The organism is Frigidibacter sp. RF13 (assembly GCF_026626305.1).
Classification (GTDB): domain Bacteria; phylum Pseudomonadota; class Alphaproteobacteria; order Rhodobacterales; family Rhodobacteraceae; genus TMP-24.
In genome coordinates this window covers 402,963-417,764 of sequence record NZ_JAPNUE010000002.1, presented here as the reverse complement: position 1 = coordinate 417,764, position 14,802 = coordinate 402,963, and the positions used below count along the sequence as shown (strand labels likewise).

The window sequence follows — 14,802 nt, the reverse complement described above, 5'->3', positions numbered from 1 at the left end:
AAATTCTGCTTGAAAATCTGCGCGTGCCGGGCTCAACCTGTGGCCGAGGGACAGACATCGCCCCGGTCGTTCCGGTTCATGCCAACGGGGCACGGATGGAGATATTCATGAAGAAGTTTGCGCTTGCTGCTGCCATTACGCTCGCAGCAACTTCGGCTTTCGCTGGCGGCATGGCCCCGCCGGTGATGGATGACAAGCCTATCGCCGACGCGGCGGCCTCGTCTTCGGCCGGCGGCATCGTCGTTCCGCTGCTCGTCCTCCTGCTCGTCGCCGCGGCGGCCAGCAACTGATCAAAGCGTGCCGGGCCGGTTTCTGCGCCGGACTGGGACCTGTCGCCGGGGGTGCAGCCCCCGGCGCAACATATCCCCGCTGCCACCGGGTGTTTCTGGTGCCGGAGTGTTCTTCCGGTGTGGCGATCCGACTCAGATAGTTACCTGATCCGGCTGGTCTTCCGGGGAAGGTTTCCTGCCACCCTGGCGCCGCGAAAACCGGACGCCGGGAGTGTTGCTATTTTGACGAAGCTCCCGAAAGCTTTTCGCGCGACCACACATGGGGTGTTGCACATATCCCGCAGTTCGCGCTAGTCGGCGTAACGAGGTAACCAAAATTGCCCCAGTTATCCTCAGATGAATCCCTGCTGGGGCGCGGATGGAGACATAGTCAAATGAAGAAAATCGCGCTTGCTGCCGCCCTCACCCTGGCTGCCACCTCGGCTTTCGCCGGTGGCATGGCTGAGCCGGTCATGGAAGAAACCGTTGTCGAAGCTCAGGCCTCGTCCTCGGCTGGCGGCATCGTTGTTCCGCTGCTCGTTCTCCTGCTCGTTGCGGCCGCTGCCAGCAACTGATCGGGTCTGATCTTTCAGAAGGAAAAGGCGACGCTCCGCGTCGCCTTTTTCTTTTGCGGACTGGACGGGGAGCGGCTCGTCCGGCCTTGCGGCCCTCCTCGCCGAAGAGGGCTGAAAGGCCCGATGAGGCGCCCGGGTCTGCCGTCTTCGCCCCGCTGTCTTCAGACCCAGCCCGAAAGATTTTCAGCGATGATCGCTGAAAGCGCGGCAATATGCGCTTCGCCGTCATTCAGGCAGGGAATGTAGGTGAAACTCTCGCCGCCCGCATGCAGGAAAGCCTCGCGAATCTCGCCCTGAATTTCCTCCAGCGTCTCGATACAATCCGCCGCGAAGGCCGGTGAAATCACCGCGATCCGCTTCTTGCCCGCCCGTGCCAGCGCCGCCACATGTTCGACCGTATAGGGCTTCAGCCATTCCTCCGGCCCGAAGACCGACTGGAAGGTCGTCTCGATCGACCCCTTGTCCCACCCCAGGCGCTCATGCAGCAGCCGCGTCGTCTTCTGGCACTGGCAATGGTAGGGATCGCCCTCCATCAGATAGCGTTTCGGCATGCCGTGATAGGAGGCCACCAGCACGTCCGGCCGGTGGTCGAGCCCCGCATAGGCCTTTTCGACTGAGGTCGCGAGCGCGTCCACATAAAGCGGATTGTCGAAGTATTCCGCGACGGTCCGCGCCGCGGGCTGGCGCTTTTCCTTCATCAGCGCCCGGAAGAACTGATCGTTCGCGGTGGCCGACGTGGCCCCAGCATAGTGCGGATAAAGCGGGAAAAAGAGGATCTTCTCGCACCCCGCCGCCACCATCCGCCGCACCACACTTTCGGTGGAAGGATTGCCGTAGCGCATGCAGAAATCGACCATCACCCGGCCGCCCCAGCGCGCCTCGGCCTCGGCCCTGAGCTTGTCGGTCTGGTCGCGGGTGATGGTCAGAAGCGGGCTTTCGTTCCGCTCATGGTTCCAGATCGTCTGGTAGTCGCGGCCCTTGGCCTGCGGGCGCTTCGACAGGATGATCAGCTGCAGGATCGGCTGCCACTTCCAGCGCGGGTAATCGATCACCCGGCGATCGGACAGAAACTCCGACAGATAGCGCCGCATCGACCAGTAATCATAGCCGTCGGGCGTGCCGAGATTTGCCAGAAGCACGCCCACGCGCGCGGGCGGCAGTTTCGGGTGATCGGCGGGCGCGTGCGGCAGGGGGCGGGTCGCGTCGGTCATCGGCTTCCTGACTCTTTCGGTGGCTCGGTCTGTTCAGTCTTTCAGCGGCGGCGCGTTCAGCGCATCGGCGAGCCGCGCCACGGCAGAACCCGGGCGCAGCGGTTTCTGCTGGCTCTCGTGCGGCGCCCAGCCGGTGAGGAACATCAGTTCCATCGTCGCTGCAATGCGACCTTCCGGCGCGGGGAAATGCGCCGCGTAAACCCTTTCGGCTTCGCGCAGCACAGGGCGCGGCAGGGCGCAGCGCGCCCGGGCGGCCAGCGCATTGCCCTCGCCCATTGCCCTCAGATCGGCGGCAAGATGGCGGATCGACCGATAGCTGACCGAAAGACCCACCACATCGGCGACCGGCAGGGCGAGCCCTGCCCGCGACAACAGCCCGCCCAGATCGCGCACCTCTGCCATCGGCAGGACGCGCGCCGACAGGCCCCCGGTAACCGCCGCCTCTGCTTCGGCGAGGCTTGCCCGCAACTCGTGCAGCGTCCGCCCACCCGGCGCGACGGCAAGGAACAGCCCGTCGGGCCGCAGCGCCCGCGCACACTGGATCACCTGTCCGACCGGATCGGCCGCCCAATGCAGCGCCATCGCATGGATCACCAGATCATGCGCGCCCGCTGTCAGGTCCAGCACATCCGCATCGGCCACGACCCGCGCCGCGGGCACTGCATCCGCCCAAATCTCCGGCCATCCGGTCACGATCGCGGGCGCCGTAAACCGTCTGTTAACCAATCCGAGCCTTTCCTGAATCTCGGCCAAGGCCTCGTCATGCAGGAAGGCCGCAAGGCCCCGCCGCCGCGCACGCGCGCGGTTCGCCTCAAGGGCGGCGCGGTCGGTGAGCGGCGGGGGGGCGGAAACGGGCGCGGACATGGGCCGCGACCATAAGGGACGGAAATGGGAATAGAAAGCGCGCTGCGCCTGATCTTTCCGCCCGCCTGCGCCTCCTGCGGGGCGCCGGTGGCCGAGGAATTCGGCCTCTGCCCCGCCTGTTGGCGCGATACGGGTTTCATCGGCGGTCTCGTCTGTGACCGCTGCGGCACGCCCCTGCCCGGCGAGGACGAGGGCCGCGCGGAATATTGCGACGATTGCCTGACCATCGCCCGGCCGTGGGAACGGGGGCGCGCCGCGCTCCTTTACCGTGACAGGGGCCGCCAGATGGTGCTGGCGCTGAAGCACGGCGACCGGCTCGACCTCGTGCGCCCGATGGCTGGCTGGCTTGCAAACGCGGTCCGCCCGATCCTCGTGCCCGACATGCTGGTGGCGCCCGTGCCGCTCCACTGGCTGCGGCTTCTCCGCCGCCGCTACAATCAATCCGCCCTTCTCTCCCGCGCGCTGGCGCGCAGCCTCGGTCTCGACCATTGCCCCGATCTTCTGATTCGCGCCCGCAAGACCGACAGCCAGGAAGGCAAGGACCGCGACACGCGCTTCCGCAATCTTCAGGGCGCGATCCGCGCCCATCCCCGCCGCCGTCACCGCCTCGGCGGTCGCCATGTGCTGATCGTCGACGATGTGATGACCTCGGGCGCCACCTTCGCCGCGGCAGCGGATGCCTGCCTTGCCGCAGGGGCCTCTCACGTTTCCGTTCTGGCGCTGGCGCGCGTTGCGAAGGACGCCTAAATCCCTATAGTCACGCCGAACCAAGGGATCCGCCATGCCGCGCGTCGAAATCTATACCAAGGGCTATTGCCCCTATTGCCATGCCGCCAAGGCGCTTCTCTCCCGCAAGGGCGTGGCGTTCGAGGAAACCGATATCGGCCGCGAACCTGTCCGCCGGGCCGAGATGATCCAGCGCGCGCGTGGCCGCACCACCGTGCCGCAGATATTCATCGGCGGCGTGCATGTGGGCGGGTCGGACGATCTCCATGCGCTCGACCGGGCGGGCAAGCTCGACCCGATGCTCGCGGCCTGACGGATGCGCGCGGCCCTTCTTCAGCTCTCGGTCACCGACGATCCGGCAGCGAACCTGCCGGTCACGCTCGCCATGGTGCGCGAGGCGGTCAAGGGCGACGCGGGCTTTATCCTGACGCCCGAGGTGACGAACTGCCTGTCGTCCGACCGCGCCCACCAGCGCCGCGTCCTGCGGCATGAGGAGGCGGACGAAACCCTCGCCGCGCTCCGCGAGGAAGCACAGTCGGCGGGCATCTGGCTTCTGATCGGCTCGCTCGGGCTTTTGACCCACGACGCGGATGGCCGCTTCGCCAACCGCTCCTTCCTGATCGCGCCCGACGGGTCGGTCGCGGCGCGCTATGACAAGATCCACATGTTTGACGTGAACGTGTCGGAGACCGAGCACTATCGCGAATCCTCGGGCTACCGGCCCGGCACCCGCGCGGTGCTGGCCGAAACCCCCTTCGCGAAGATCGGCATGTCCGTCTGCTACGACGTGCGCTTTCCCCATCTCTACCGCCGCCTCGCCCAGGCGGGAGCAGAGATTCTGACCGCTCCTGCCGCCTTCAACGACACGACGGGTGCGGCGCATTGGGAAAGCCTGCTCCGCGCCCGCGCCATCGAAAACGGCTGTTTCGTGCTGGCGCCCGCGCAATGCGGCACCCATGCCGCCCACAATGGCAAACCGCGCCGCACCCATGGCCATTCGCTGGCCGTGGCGCCTTGGGGCGAGGTTCTTGCCGACGGCGGCATCGAACCCGGCGTGACCTTCGTCGATCTCGACCTGTCGCAGGTCAGGGCAGCCCGCGCGCGCGTGCCCTCCCTCACGCACGACCGTCCGTTCGAGGGCCCTGATGTCTGACCCGACCGAAGCGCTCGCCGTCACGCTCTTTTCAGAGGTCTTCACCGCCGACCAGCTGGCGCGCAACCGGCTGTCGAAGATGCTGCCCAAGGGCATGGAAATCTCGCATTTCGCGGTGCTCAACCACCTCGCCCATGCCGGGGCCGAGAAAAGCCCCGCCCAGCTTGCCGATGCTTTCCATGTCACCCGCGGCGCGATGACCAACACTTTGTCGAAACTCGAATGGGCAGGCCATATCCATATCCGCCCCGACTGGGACGATGCGCGGCGCAAGTTCGTCTCGATCAGCCCCTCGGGCCGCGCAGCCCGCGATGCGGCGCTGGCCGCCGTCGCCCCGGTGATCGGTGATGTCGTCCGCTCGATCGGGGTCGAGAAGGTGCGCGCCGCGCTGCCGGTGCTGCGCGACCTGCGCCTGCTTCTGGAAGAGGAATAGGAAGGCGCTCTTCCCCCTCTCTTTCGCTTTCAAATATCCCGGGGGTCTGGGGGCAGCGCCCCCAAGCGACCCTAACGCCGCACGCTGGCGGTGACGTAATTGACCGCGAGGTCGCGTTCCGACACCGACCATTGCCAGCTGACCGGATTGAAGACGAAGCCCTTGCGGTCCACCGGATCAAGTCCCGCGGTCCGGATCAGCCCATAGAGCTCCTCCGGCGTGATGAATTTCTGCCAGTCATGCGTGCCCTTCGGCAGCCAGCGCATCACCCATTCCGCGCCGATGATGGCGGCGAGGAAACTCTTTGCCGTGCGATTGAGCGTCGACATGACCATCAGCCCACCGGGCTTCAGAAGGTCGTGGCAGGTGGTGGTGAATCCCTGCGGGTCGGCCACATGTTCGACGATCTCCATCGCCAGCACGACGTCGAACGCCTCGCCCGCCTCGGCCAGTGCCTCGGCGGTCGTATGGCGATAATCGATGGTCAGCCCAGATTGTTCGGCATGAAGCCGCGCGACGGGAATATTGCCCTCCGCCGCATCGGCGCCCACGACCGTGGCGCCAAGCCGCGCCATCGGTTCCGACAAGAGCCCCCCGCCGCAGCCGATATCGAGGAGCCTCAGCCCCTCGAACGGGCGCGGCGCGGTCAGGTCGCGGCCGAACTCGGCGGCGATCTGGGCGCAGATATAGTCGAGCCTGACCGGGTTCATCATGTGCAGGGGTTTGAACTTGCCGCCCACGTCCCACCATTCGGCGGCCATCGCCTCGAATTTCGCGATCTCGGCGGGGTCGACGGTGGTGGGGCTCATCACTCTTCTCCGGGTGGCGGGGCACTTCGAAGGCTTATATAGTCCAATCATGGATCGGACCGCAGGGCAAAAACGCGCAGGTATCGGGGGGCTCTCGCTTTACCCCCAGATCGAGCCCTTTGACCGGCGGATGATCGCCGTGCCGGGCGGGCATGAGATCTATGTCGAACAATGCGGCCATCCGGCGGGCCAGCCGGTCGTGGTGCTGCACGGCGGCCCCGGCGGCGGCACCTCTCCCGCGATGCGGCGCTATTTCGACCCCGCGCACTACCGGATCGTGCTTTTCGACCAGCGCGGCTGTGGGCGCTCGCGCCCCCATGCCTCGGTCGAGGCCAACACCACCTGGGACCTTGTCGCAGACATCGAGCTTATCCGCACCGGCCTCGGCATCGACAGATGGGCGGTCTTCGGCGGCAGCTGGGGCGCGACGCTGGCGCTACTCTACGCCGAGGCGCACCCCGACCGAGTTACCCATCTGATCCTGCGCGGCGTCTTCCTGATGATGCAGCGCGAGCTTGACTGGTTCTACGGCGGCGGCGCGGGCACCTTCTGGCCCGACCTCTGGCAGCGCTTTTCGGGGATGATCCCTGAAGACGAACAGCATGACCTGATCGCCGCCTATCACCGCCGGCTCTTCTCGGGGGACTTCGTCGAGGAGACGCGCTTTTCCCGCGCCTGGGTCGGCTGGGAAAATGCGCTCGCCTCGATCGAAAGCGACGGCCAGACCGGCGAGGCACCCCCCGACTATGCCCGCGCCTTCGCGCGGCTCGAGAATCACTATTTCCTCAACAAGGGCTTTCTGGAGGAAGACGGCCAGATCCTGCGCGACCGCGCCCGGATCGAGCCTATCCCCGCCGTGATAGTGCAGGGCCGCCACGACATGATCTGCCCGCCGCTCTCGGCCTTCCAGCTGGCCCAGGGCTGGAAGAAAGCCGACCTGCGCCTGATCCCCGCCGCCGGTCACGCCCTGTCGGAAACCGGCATCAGCGCCGAGCTGGTGCGGGTGATGGACGGGTTGAGGGGCTGAAGCGGGCAGCGCGGAACCGATTCATTCCTTGCATCCTTTCCCCCTTTCCCCTATATCGCCACTCAACAGAGGCGCTGCGGGGTCCAAACTCGCAGCCCACCGGAAAGTGCGGCGGGCCCTCTGGCCCGCTTTTTGTTTTGGAAGCCACCGATGACCGACCTCATCGCGAAAACCGCCATCGACCGGCGCCTGGCCGAGATCGTGACCCCCGTCATCGAAGGGCTGGGGTTCGAACTGGTGCGCATGCGCCTGATGGGCGGCAATACGAAGACCCTGCAGATCATGGCCGACCGTCCTGATGGCGGCATCGATGTCGATGATTGCGGCAAGATTTCCACCGCCGTCTCGGCCATTCTCGACGTGGAAGACCCGATCGAGGATGCCTATACGCTTGAAGTCTCCTCGCCCGGCATCGACCGACCGCTGACCCGGCTGAAGGATTTCGACCTCTGGTCGGGCTACGAGGCGCGGATCGAAACCTCCGAAATGATCGACGGGCGCAAGCGCTTCAAGGGCATGCTGCGCGGCACCGAGGGCGACGAGGTGCTGATCGAGATCGAGGAAGGCACGATCGGGCTCAAATTCGACTGGCTGGCGGATGCCAAGCTGGTCCTGACCGACGACCTTATCGCTGAAATGCTGCGGCAGAAGAAAGCCACCGAACAGGTGGACGAAGCCCAGTTCGACCATATCGAAGAACATACTTCCGAGGAGGAGTGAATGGCCATCACCTCAGCCAACCAGCTGGAGCTTCTGCAGACCGCTGAAGCGGTTGCGCGCGAAAAGATGATCGACCCGGATCTGGTGATCCAGGCGATGGAGGAAAGCCTCGCCCGCGCGGCGAAGTCCCGCTACGGCTCGGAAATGGATATCCGCGTGGCGATCGACCGCAAGACCGGCCGCGCCACCTTCACCCGCGTCCGCACCGTCGTCGAGGATGATGCGGTCGAGAATTACCAGGCTCAGCTGACCGTCGCGCAGGCCAAGCAGTATCTCAAGGACCCGGTCATCGGCGATACGATCGTCGACGAGGTGCCGCCCGTCGACCTCGGCCGGATCGCGGCGCAGTCGGCCAAGCAGGTCATCTTGCAAAAGGTTCGCGAAGCCGAGCGTGACCGCCAGTTCGAGGAATTCAAGGACCGCAAGGGCACGATCATCAACGGTGTCGTCAAGCGCGAGGAATACGGCAACATCATCGTCGACATCGGCCGCGGCGAAGCGATCCTGCGCCGGACCGAGAAGATCGGCCGCGAAAGCTACCGCCCGAACGACCGGATCCGCGCCTATATCAAGGATGTCCGCCGCGAGGCGCGCGGGCCGCAGGTCTTCCTTTCCCGCACCGACCCGCAGTTCATGGCCGAGCTCTTCAAGATGGAAGTGCCGGAGATCTATGACGGCATCATCGAGATCAAGGCCGTGGCCCGTGACCCAGGCAGCCGCGCCAAGATCGGCGTCATCTCGTACGACAATTCCATCGACCCGGTCGGCGCCTGCGTCGGTATGCGCGGCAGCCGCGTTCAGGCCGTGGTGAACGAGCTTCAGGGCGAGAAGATCGACATCATCCCGTGGAATCAGGATCAGGCGACCTTCCTCGTGAACGCGCTGCAACCGGCCGAAGTGTCGAAGGTCGTGATCGACGAGGAAGGCGGCAAGATCGAGGTCGTCGTGCCCGATGGCCAGCTCTCGCTCGCCATCGGCCGTCGTGGCCAGAACGTGCGCCTCGCCTCGCAGCTGACCGGCCTTGATATCGACATCATGACCGAGCAGGAAGAAAGCGAACGCCGTCAGGCCGAGTTTGCCGAGCGCACCAAGCTCTTCATGGACAGCCTCGATCTGGACGAGTTCTTCGCCCAGCTTCTGGTCTCGGAAGGCTTCACCAGCCTCGAAGAAGTGGCCTATGTCGACATTGACGAGCTTCTGTCGATCGAAGGCGTCGACGAAGGGACGGCGGAAGAGCTTCAGGCCCGCGCCCGCGATTTCATCGAAGCTCAGAACAAGGCCGCGCTGGAAAATGCCCGTGCGCTTGGCGTCGAGGACAGCCTGGTTGAATTCGAGGGACTGACCCCCCAGATGGTCGAGGCGCTGGCCAAGGACGGCATCAAGACGCTCGAGGATTTCGCGACCTGCGCGGACTGGGAACTTGCGGGCGGCTGGACGACCGTGAACGGCGAACGCGTGAAGGACGAAGGGCTTCTCGAGAAGTTCGACGTCTCGCTCGAAGAGGCGCAGACGCTCGTGATGACCGCGCGCATCCAGCTTGGCTGGGTCGATCCGGCTGAACTGGAAAGCGCGGACGCCGAGGAAGAGACCGAAGAGGAAGCCGAGGCCTGATGACACGCGGCGGCGCCGAAAAATTGCGGGAAGACCCCGAACGGCGCTGCGTCGTGACCGGCGAGGTGCAGCCGAAGGCTGGCCTCGTCCGCTTCGTCCTGTCGCCCGACGGGATCGTCACGCCGGACCTCGCCGGCAAGCTGCCCGGTCGTGGCGTCTGGGTGACGGCTTCGCGCGCGGCGATCGACAAGGCGGGACAGAAGGGTCTCTTCGCCCGGGGCGCCAAGGCGCCTGCGAAGGTACCCGACGGGCTCGCCGACCTTGTCGAGGCGGGGCTGGCGCGGCGGGTGGTCGAGCTTATCTCGCTCGACCGCAAGGCAGCAAAGGCGGTCTGCGGCTTTGAAAAGGTCAAGGACTGGCTGGCCGAAGGCAGAGCCAAGGTGCTCCTTCAGGCGTCGGACGGATCCGAACGCGGCAAGGGCAAACTCTGGACGCCCGAGGGGGCGAGATGGTTCGGATGCCTCACGTCCAACGAACTTGGGCAGGCTTTCGGGCGGGATTCGGTGGTCCATGCGGCGCTTGGCGCTGGCGGATTGGCGAAGCGTGTTGTAGAGGAAGCCGCGAAACTAAACGGCTTGCGGCAAAGCACGGCGGATGATCCGTCGGGAAAGAACTGAGACCGGTATGAGCGATACGGACAGCAAGAAACCCCTCGGCCTCGGCGGCGCCCGCCCCGGACAGGTGAAGCAAAGCTTCAGCCACGGGCGGACGAAGGCTGTCATCGTCGAGACGAAGAAGAAGAAGATCGTCGTCACCAAGCCCGGCGCGGGCCCTGCCGCCGCTGGCGGTGGCGCGTCGCTTGGCGGCGACCCGTCGCGCCGTCCCGCAGGCATTTCCGACGCCGAGATGGAGCGCCGCCTGAAGGCGCTGCAGGTCCACAAGGCGCAGGCCGCCGAAGACGCGGCGCGCCGCGAGGCCGAGGAACGCGCCCGCGAGGAAGATCGCGAACGCCGTCGCGCCGAGCTTGAGGAAAAGGAACGCGCCGAGCGCGAGCATCAGGATCTTCTGCGCCAGAAGGCCGAAGAGGATGAGCGTCGCGCCAAGGAGGCCGCCCGCGAGGCGGCCGAGCAGCGCGAGGCACGTCGCCAGGAAGTTCTGGGCACCAAGCCCGCGAGCCGGGCGAAGCCCGCGCCCGCCGCAAAGCCTGCTGCCGCAGGCGCCGCACCGGCCGATCCGGCCGCCGCAGAAGCCGCCGCTGCACGGGCCGCGACCAAAGGCGTCGCGACCGTCGGCCCGCGCAAGACCGACCGCGAACGCGACGAGCGTGGCGGCGCGGGCGACCGCGATGCGCGCGGCAAGGCCGCCCGCGGCGACGAAGGTCGCCGCACCGGCAAGCTGACCATCTCCGACGCGCTCGACGGCGAGGGCGGGCGCCAGCGCTCGCTCGCCGCGATGAAGCGCAAGCAGGAAAAGGCCCGCCAGAAGGCGATGGGCTTTGGTCACAAGGCCGAGAAACAGTCGCGCGACGTGCAGCTGCCCGAGATGATCGTCGTCTCGGAACTCGCCAACCGGATGGCCGAACGCGCGGCGGATGTCGTGAAGTCGCTCATGAAGATGGGCATGATGGTCACGATGAACCAGTCGATCGACGCCGATACGGCGGAACTGGTGATCGAGGAATTTGGCCACAAGGCGGTGCGCGTCTCGGACGCCGACGTCGAACAGGTCATCGACACGGTCGACGACAAGGCCGAAGACCTCGAGGCGCGCCCGCCGATCATCACGATCATGGGCCATGTCGACCACGGCAAGACCTCGCTTCTCGACGCGATCCGCAAGACCAACGTGGTCTCGGGCGAAGCGGGCGGCATCACCCAGCATATCGGCGCCTATCAGGTGAAAGCCTCGAACGGCAGCATCCTGACCTTCCTCGACACGCCCGGCCACGCGGCCTTCACCTCGATGCGCGCCCGTGGCGCCCAGGTGACGGATATCGTGGTTCTGGTCGTGGCGGCGGACGACGCGGTCATGCCGCAGACGGTCGAGGCGATCAACCATGCCAAGGCCGCCAAGGTGCCGATGATCGTTGCGATCAACAAGTGCGACAAGCCCGACGCCAATCCCCAGAAGGTCCGTACCGATCTTCTGCAGCATGAGGTGGTGGTCGAGGCCCTGTCGGGCGATGTGCAGGATGTCGAGGTTTCGGCCAAGACCGGCAAAGGGCTCGACACGCTTCTTGAAGCCATCGCGCTGCAGGCCGAGATTCTGGAACTTCAGGCCAACCCCGGCCGCGCGGCGCAAGGCGCGGTGATCGAAGCCAAGCTCGATGTGGGCCGTGGCCCGGTTGCCACGGTGCTTGTGCAGCACGGCACGCTGAAGCAGGGCGATATCTTCGTTGTCGGTGAACAATGGGGCAAGGTCCGCGCGCTCATCAACGACAAGGGCGACCGGGTGAAGGAAGCCGGACCTTCGGTGCCTGTCGAGGTCTTGGGCCTCAACGGCACCCCCGAGGCGGGCGACGTTCTGAACGTCGTCGAGACCGAGGCGCAGGCCCGCGAAATCGCCACCTACCGCGAGAAAGCGGCGAAGGACAAGCGCGCCGCAGCGGGTGCGGCAACGACGCTGGAACAGCTGATGGCCAAGGCCAAGGCCGACCAGAATGTCGCCGAACTGCCCGTGGTGGTGAAGGCCGACGTGCAGGGATCCGCCGAGGCGATTGTTCAGGCTATGGAAAAAATCGGCAACGACGAGGTTCGGGTCCGCGTCCTGCATTATGGCGTCGGCGCGATCACCGAATCGGACATCGGCCTGGCCGAAGCCTCGAACGCGCCGGTCATCGGCTTCAACGTCCGCGCCAATGCGCCCGCGCGCAATGCCGCAAACCAGAAGGGCGTCGAGATCCGCTATTACTCGATCATCTACGATCTGGTCGATGACATCAAAGCCGCGGCCTCGGGTCTCCTCAAGGCCGAGGTGCGCGAGAACTTCATCGGCTATGCGAAGATCCTCGAAGTCTTCAAGGTCTCGGGCGTCGGCAAGGTGGCGGGCTGCCTTGTCACCGAGGGCGTCGCGCGCCGCTCGGCCGGTGTGCGCCTCCTGCGCGACAACGTCGTGATCCACGAGGGAACGCTGAAAACCCTCAAGAGATTCAAGGACGAAGTCAAGGAAGTGCAGTCGGGGCAGGAATGCGGCATGGCCTTCGAGGCCTATGACGATATCCGCCAGAACGACGTGATCGAGATCTTCGAGCGCGAAGAGATCGAGCGCAAGCTCAGCTGACGAAAATGGGGGCGGAAACGCCCCCATTTCATTTCGTCCGGTGCCGGAATACTGGTGCCGTCAGGCGGCTTTCTTCTGGACGGGAAACCCTTCGAACAGGCGGTCGCCCACCCGCACGAGAATCTTGCCGTTATCCAGCTGCCGCTCGAACGTGCCCTGTACCTGCACGCAGCTGCCGAGAGTGATGGTGCGCAGCATCCCTGTTTCCCCTGTATTGGGCTGCCGAGAGTGTAAGTCCGCCATGCTTGCCTGCCAGTTAACGAACCTGATGTCAGGCTGACATAAATTCGTGACTTTGCAAGTGTGAATTGTGGCCGGAATCGAAAAAGATTCTACCCATGGTGGAATCGGTCGCAGGGGTCAGAGCCAGTCGCGCAGGATCGGGATGAGCGGCAGGTCGGCGGGCGGCATCGGATAGTCCTTCAGATCATTTGCGCGCACCCAGGCAAGGCGCTGGCCTTCATGTGGCTGCGGGGTGCCCTGCCAGCGACGGCAGGCGAACAAGGGCATCAAGAGGTGGAAGTCCTCGTAGCTGTGGCTCGCGAAGGTCAGGGGTGCGAGGCAGCTTTTCCAGGTGTCGATGCCCAGTTCCTCCTTCAGCTCGCGGATCAGGCAGGCCTCGGGCGTCTCGCCCGGCTCGACCTTGCCGCCGGGAAATTCCCAAAGCCCGGCGAGCGACTTGCCTTCCGGCCTCTGGGCCAGCAGCACGCGGCCATCGGCGTCGATGAGCGCGACGGCGGAAACGAGGAGCACTTTCATCGGCCGCAAGCCGGGGGTTTCACACCCCCGGACGCCCGTGAGCGAATTGCACCAAGATGAAGATCAGGACCGGTAATCGGCATTGATCGCGACATAGCGGGCGGTAAGGTCGCAGGTCCAGACCGTGCGCTTCGCGCGGCCCTGGCCGAGGTCGACGGCGATGATCAGGTCGGACTGTTTCATGTAGGCGGCGCCATCTTCCTCGCGGTAGCTGGGCGCGCGCCAGCCTTTCTCGGCGACAAGGATGTCGCCGAAGCGGATCGTCAGCCGGTCGCGGTCGGCCGCCGCGCCGGACTTGCCGATGGCCGCGACGATCCGGCCCCAGTTCGGATCCTCGCCCGCGACGGCGGTCTTGACGAGCGGTGAATTGGCGATGGCGAAGGCGGCGCGGGCGGCGTCTTCGTCAGAAGCCGCGCCACTGACGCGGACCTCGACGAATTTCGTGGCCCCCTCGCCGTCGCGCACCACCTGCTGGGCAAGCGACAGCATCACGCCCTTCAGCGCCGCCTCGAAGGCCTTGGCGACCTCGCCCTTCACCTCCGCCGCCGGGCTTTGGCCGGTCGCGGCGACCAGAAGCGTGTCGGAGGTTGATGTATCGCTGTCGACGGTGATCGAATTGAAGGTCGCGCCCACATGGCGCGACACCATCTTCTGCAGGCTGGTCTGGGCGATCTTCGCGTCGGTGAAGATATAGACCAGCATCGTCGCCATGTCGGGCGCGATCATGCCCGAGCCCTTGGCGATGCCGGAAATATGGATCGCGCCTCCCTCGCCCTGCACGGTCGCCGCGGCACCTTTCGGGAAGGTGTCGGTGGTCATGATCGCGCGGGCCGCCATTTCGACCGCATCGGCATCAAGCCGCGCCACCAGATCGGGAATCTTCGCGGTGATCTTCTCATGCGGCAAGGGCTCGCCGATCACGCCGGTCGAGGAGGAAAAGACACGCGTGACCGGCAGGTTGAGCGCGCCCGCGACCGCGCCGGTCACCGCACCCATCGCCTCTTCGCCTACCTTGCCGGTGAAAGCGTTGGAATTGCCGGAATTGACGATGATCGCCGCGCCCTCGCCAGCCGTGTCTTTCAACGCGAGTTTCGCTTGGCAGTCGCGGACGCAGGCGGACCGCGTGGTCGATTTGGTGAACGCGCCCGCGATCACCGTGCCGGGGGCGAGGCGGACAAGCATCACATCCTTGCGATTTTGATACTTCACCCCGGCCTCGACGGCGGCGAATTCAGCGCCCGCGATCGAGGGCAGGGCGGGGAAGCTTTCCGGCGCCAAGGGCGAGACGGGCTTTGCCGCCTTCGCCTTCGCAGCGGAGGCGGCGGGTGCCGCCTCCAGCCTAGATCTGAGCTTCGCGACCTTGGCCTTGAGTTTCTCGACCTTGGCCTTCCAGTCCCTGTCACTCTTGCCCATGGCGCCCGCCCTT

The 14,802-nt window shown here is 65.7% G+C and carries 17 protein-coding genes; 11 read left to right on the top strand and 6 right to left on the bottom strand.

What is annotated here, in order from left to right; genetic code table 11:
- Window positions 1-107 precede the first annotated feature (107 nt).
- Window positions 108-290 (top strand): hypothetical protein, encoded by a 183-nt coding sequence (locus tag OU426_RS07710; RefSeq protein WP_267633345.1) that lies wholly within the window; start codon window positions 108-110, stop codon window positions 288-290.
- Between the two features lie 374 nt (window positions 291-664).
- Window positions 665-844: a hypothetical protein gene (locus tag OU426_RS07705; RefSeq protein ID WP_267633344.1), complete on the top strand. Its 180-nt coding sequence runs from the start codon at window positions 665-667 to the stop codon at window positions 842-844.
- A 161-nt stretch (window positions 845-1,005) separates the two neighbouring features.
- Here OU426_RS07705 and hemH read toward each other — a convergent pair whose 3' ends face one another.
- Both hemH and OU426_RS07695 read right to left on the bottom strand, forming a co-directional pair.
- Window positions 1,006-2,055 (bottom strand): ferrochelatase, encoded by a 1,050-nt coding sequence (gene hemH, locus OU426_RS07700; protein ID WP_267633343.1) that lies wholly within the window; start codon window positions 2,053-2,055, stop codon window positions 1,006-1,008.
- A 33-nt stretch (window positions 2,056-2,088) separates the two neighbouring features.
- On the bottom strand, window positions 2,089-2,919 hold the full coding sequence (locus OU426_RS07695) for a methyltransferase domain-containing protein (RefSeq protein ID WP_267633342.1): 831 nt from the start codon (window positions 2,917-2,919) through the stop codon (window positions 2,089-2,091).
- 24 nt (window positions 2,920-2,943) lie between these two features.
- On the opposite strand from OU426_RS07695, the gene OU426_RS07690 reads away from it, so the two are divergent.
- The 4 genes from OU426_RS07690 to OU426_RS07675 are packed head-to-tail and all read left to right on the top strand — an operon-like array spanning window position 2,944 to window position 5,231.
- Window positions 2,944-3,666, top strand: coding sequence for a double zinc ribbon domain-containing protein (locus tag OU426_RS07690; protein WP_267633341.1), 723 nt, complete (start codon window positions 2,944-2,946; stop codon window positions 3,664-3,666).
- A 34-nt stretch (window positions 3,667-3,700) separates the two neighbouring features.
- The gene (gene grxC / locus OU426_RS07685; RefSeq protein WP_267633340.1) at window positions 3,701-3,958 is read left to right on the top strand and encodes a glutaredoxin 3; all 258 of its coding nucleotides are present in this window, start codon (window positions 3,701-3,703) and stop codon (window positions 3,956-3,958) included.
- Between the two features lie 3 nt (window positions 3,959-3,961).
- A complete protein-coding gene (locus OU426_RS07680; protein WP_267633339.1) occupies window positions 3,962-4,798 on the top strand; it encodes a carbon-nitrogen hydrolase family protein in 837 nt (278 codons plus the stop codon).
- The gene (locus OU426_RS07675; protein WP_267633338.1) at window positions 4,791-5,231 is read left to right on the top strand and encodes a MarR family winged helix-turn-helix transcriptional regulator; all 441 of its coding nucleotides are present in this window, start codon (window positions 4,791-4,793) and stop codon (window positions 5,229-5,231) included. Before OU426_RS07680 ends, OU426_RS07675 begins: the two co-directional genes overlap by 8 nt.
- A 71-nt stretch (window positions 5,232-5,302) precedes the next feature.
- Here OU426_RS07675 and ubiG read toward each other — a convergent pair whose 3' ends face one another.
- A complete protein-coding gene (ubiG, locus tag OU426_RS07670) occupies window positions 5,303-6,040 on the bottom strand; it encodes a bifunctional 2-polyprenyl-6-hydroxyphenol methylase/3-demethylubiquinol 3-O-methyltransferase UbiG (protein WP_420712574.1) in 738 nt (245 codons plus the stop codon).
- A gap of 49 nt (window positions 6,041-6,089) precedes the next feature.
- Between ubiG and pip the strand changes: the two genes are divergently transcribed.
- From pip to infB, 5 genes are all read left to right on the top strand, one after another.
- Window positions 6,090-7,067: a prolyl aminopeptidase gene (gene pip, locus OU426_RS07665; protein WP_267633336.1), complete on the top strand. Its 978-nt coding sequence runs from the start codon at window positions 6,090-6,092 to the stop codon at window positions 7,065-7,067.
- Between the two features lie 150 nt (window positions 7,068-7,217).
- Complete coding sequence (gene rimP / locus OU426_RS07660; protein WP_267633335.1) at window positions 7,218-7,787, top strand: ribosome maturation factor RimP; 570 nt, start codon at window positions 7,218-7,220, stop codon at window positions 7,785-7,787.
- Window positions 7,788-9,398 (top strand): transcription termination factor NusA, encoded by a 1,611-nt coding sequence (gene nusA, locus OU426_RS07655; protein WP_267633334.1) that lies wholly within the window; start codon window positions 7,788-7,790, stop codon window positions 9,396-9,398.
- On the top strand, window positions 9,398-10,015 hold the full coding sequence (locus tag OU426_RS07650; RefSeq protein ID WP_267633333.1) for an RNA-binding protein: 618 nt from the start codon (window positions 9,398-9,400) through the stop codon (window positions 10,013-10,015). Before nusA ends, OU426_RS07650 begins: the two co-directional genes overlap by 1 nt.
- A 7-nt stretch (window positions 10,016-10,022) precedes the next feature.
- Window positions 10,023-12,617 (top strand): translation initiation factor IF-2, encoded by a 2,595-nt coding sequence (gene infB / locus OU426_RS07645; protein ID WP_267633332.1) that lies wholly within the window; start codon window positions 10,023-10,025, stop codon window positions 12,615-12,617.
- A 60-nt stretch (window positions 12,618-12,677) separates the two neighbouring features.
- Here infB and OU426_RS07640 read toward each other — a convergent pair whose 3' ends face one another.
- The 3 genes from OU426_RS07640 to argJ form a co-directional block, all read right to left on the bottom strand.
- Window positions 12,678-12,815 carry a hypothetical protein gene (locus OU426_RS07640; RefSeq protein WP_267633331.1) on the bottom strand — a complete coding sequence of 46 codons (138 nt, stop codon included), beginning with the start codon at window positions 12,813-12,815 and terminating at the stop codon, window positions 12,678-12,680.
- 162 nt (window positions 12,816-12,977) lie between these two features.
- Window positions 12,978-13,376: an 8-oxo-dGTP diphosphatase MutT gene (gene mutT / locus OU426_RS07635; protein WP_267633330.1), complete on the bottom strand. Its 399-nt coding sequence runs from the start codon at window positions 13,374-13,376 to the stop codon at window positions 12,978-12,980.
- Between the two features lie 63 nt (window positions 13,377-13,439).
- The gene (gene argJ, locus OU426_RS07630) at window positions 13,440-14,789 is read right to left on the bottom strand and encodes a bifunctional glutamate N-acetyltransferase/amino-acid acetyltransferase ArgJ (protein WP_267633329.1); all 1,350 of its coding nucleotides are present in this window, start codon (window positions 14,787-14,789) and stop codon (window positions 13,440-13,442) included.
- Window positions 14,790-14,802 lie beyond the last annotated feature (13 nt).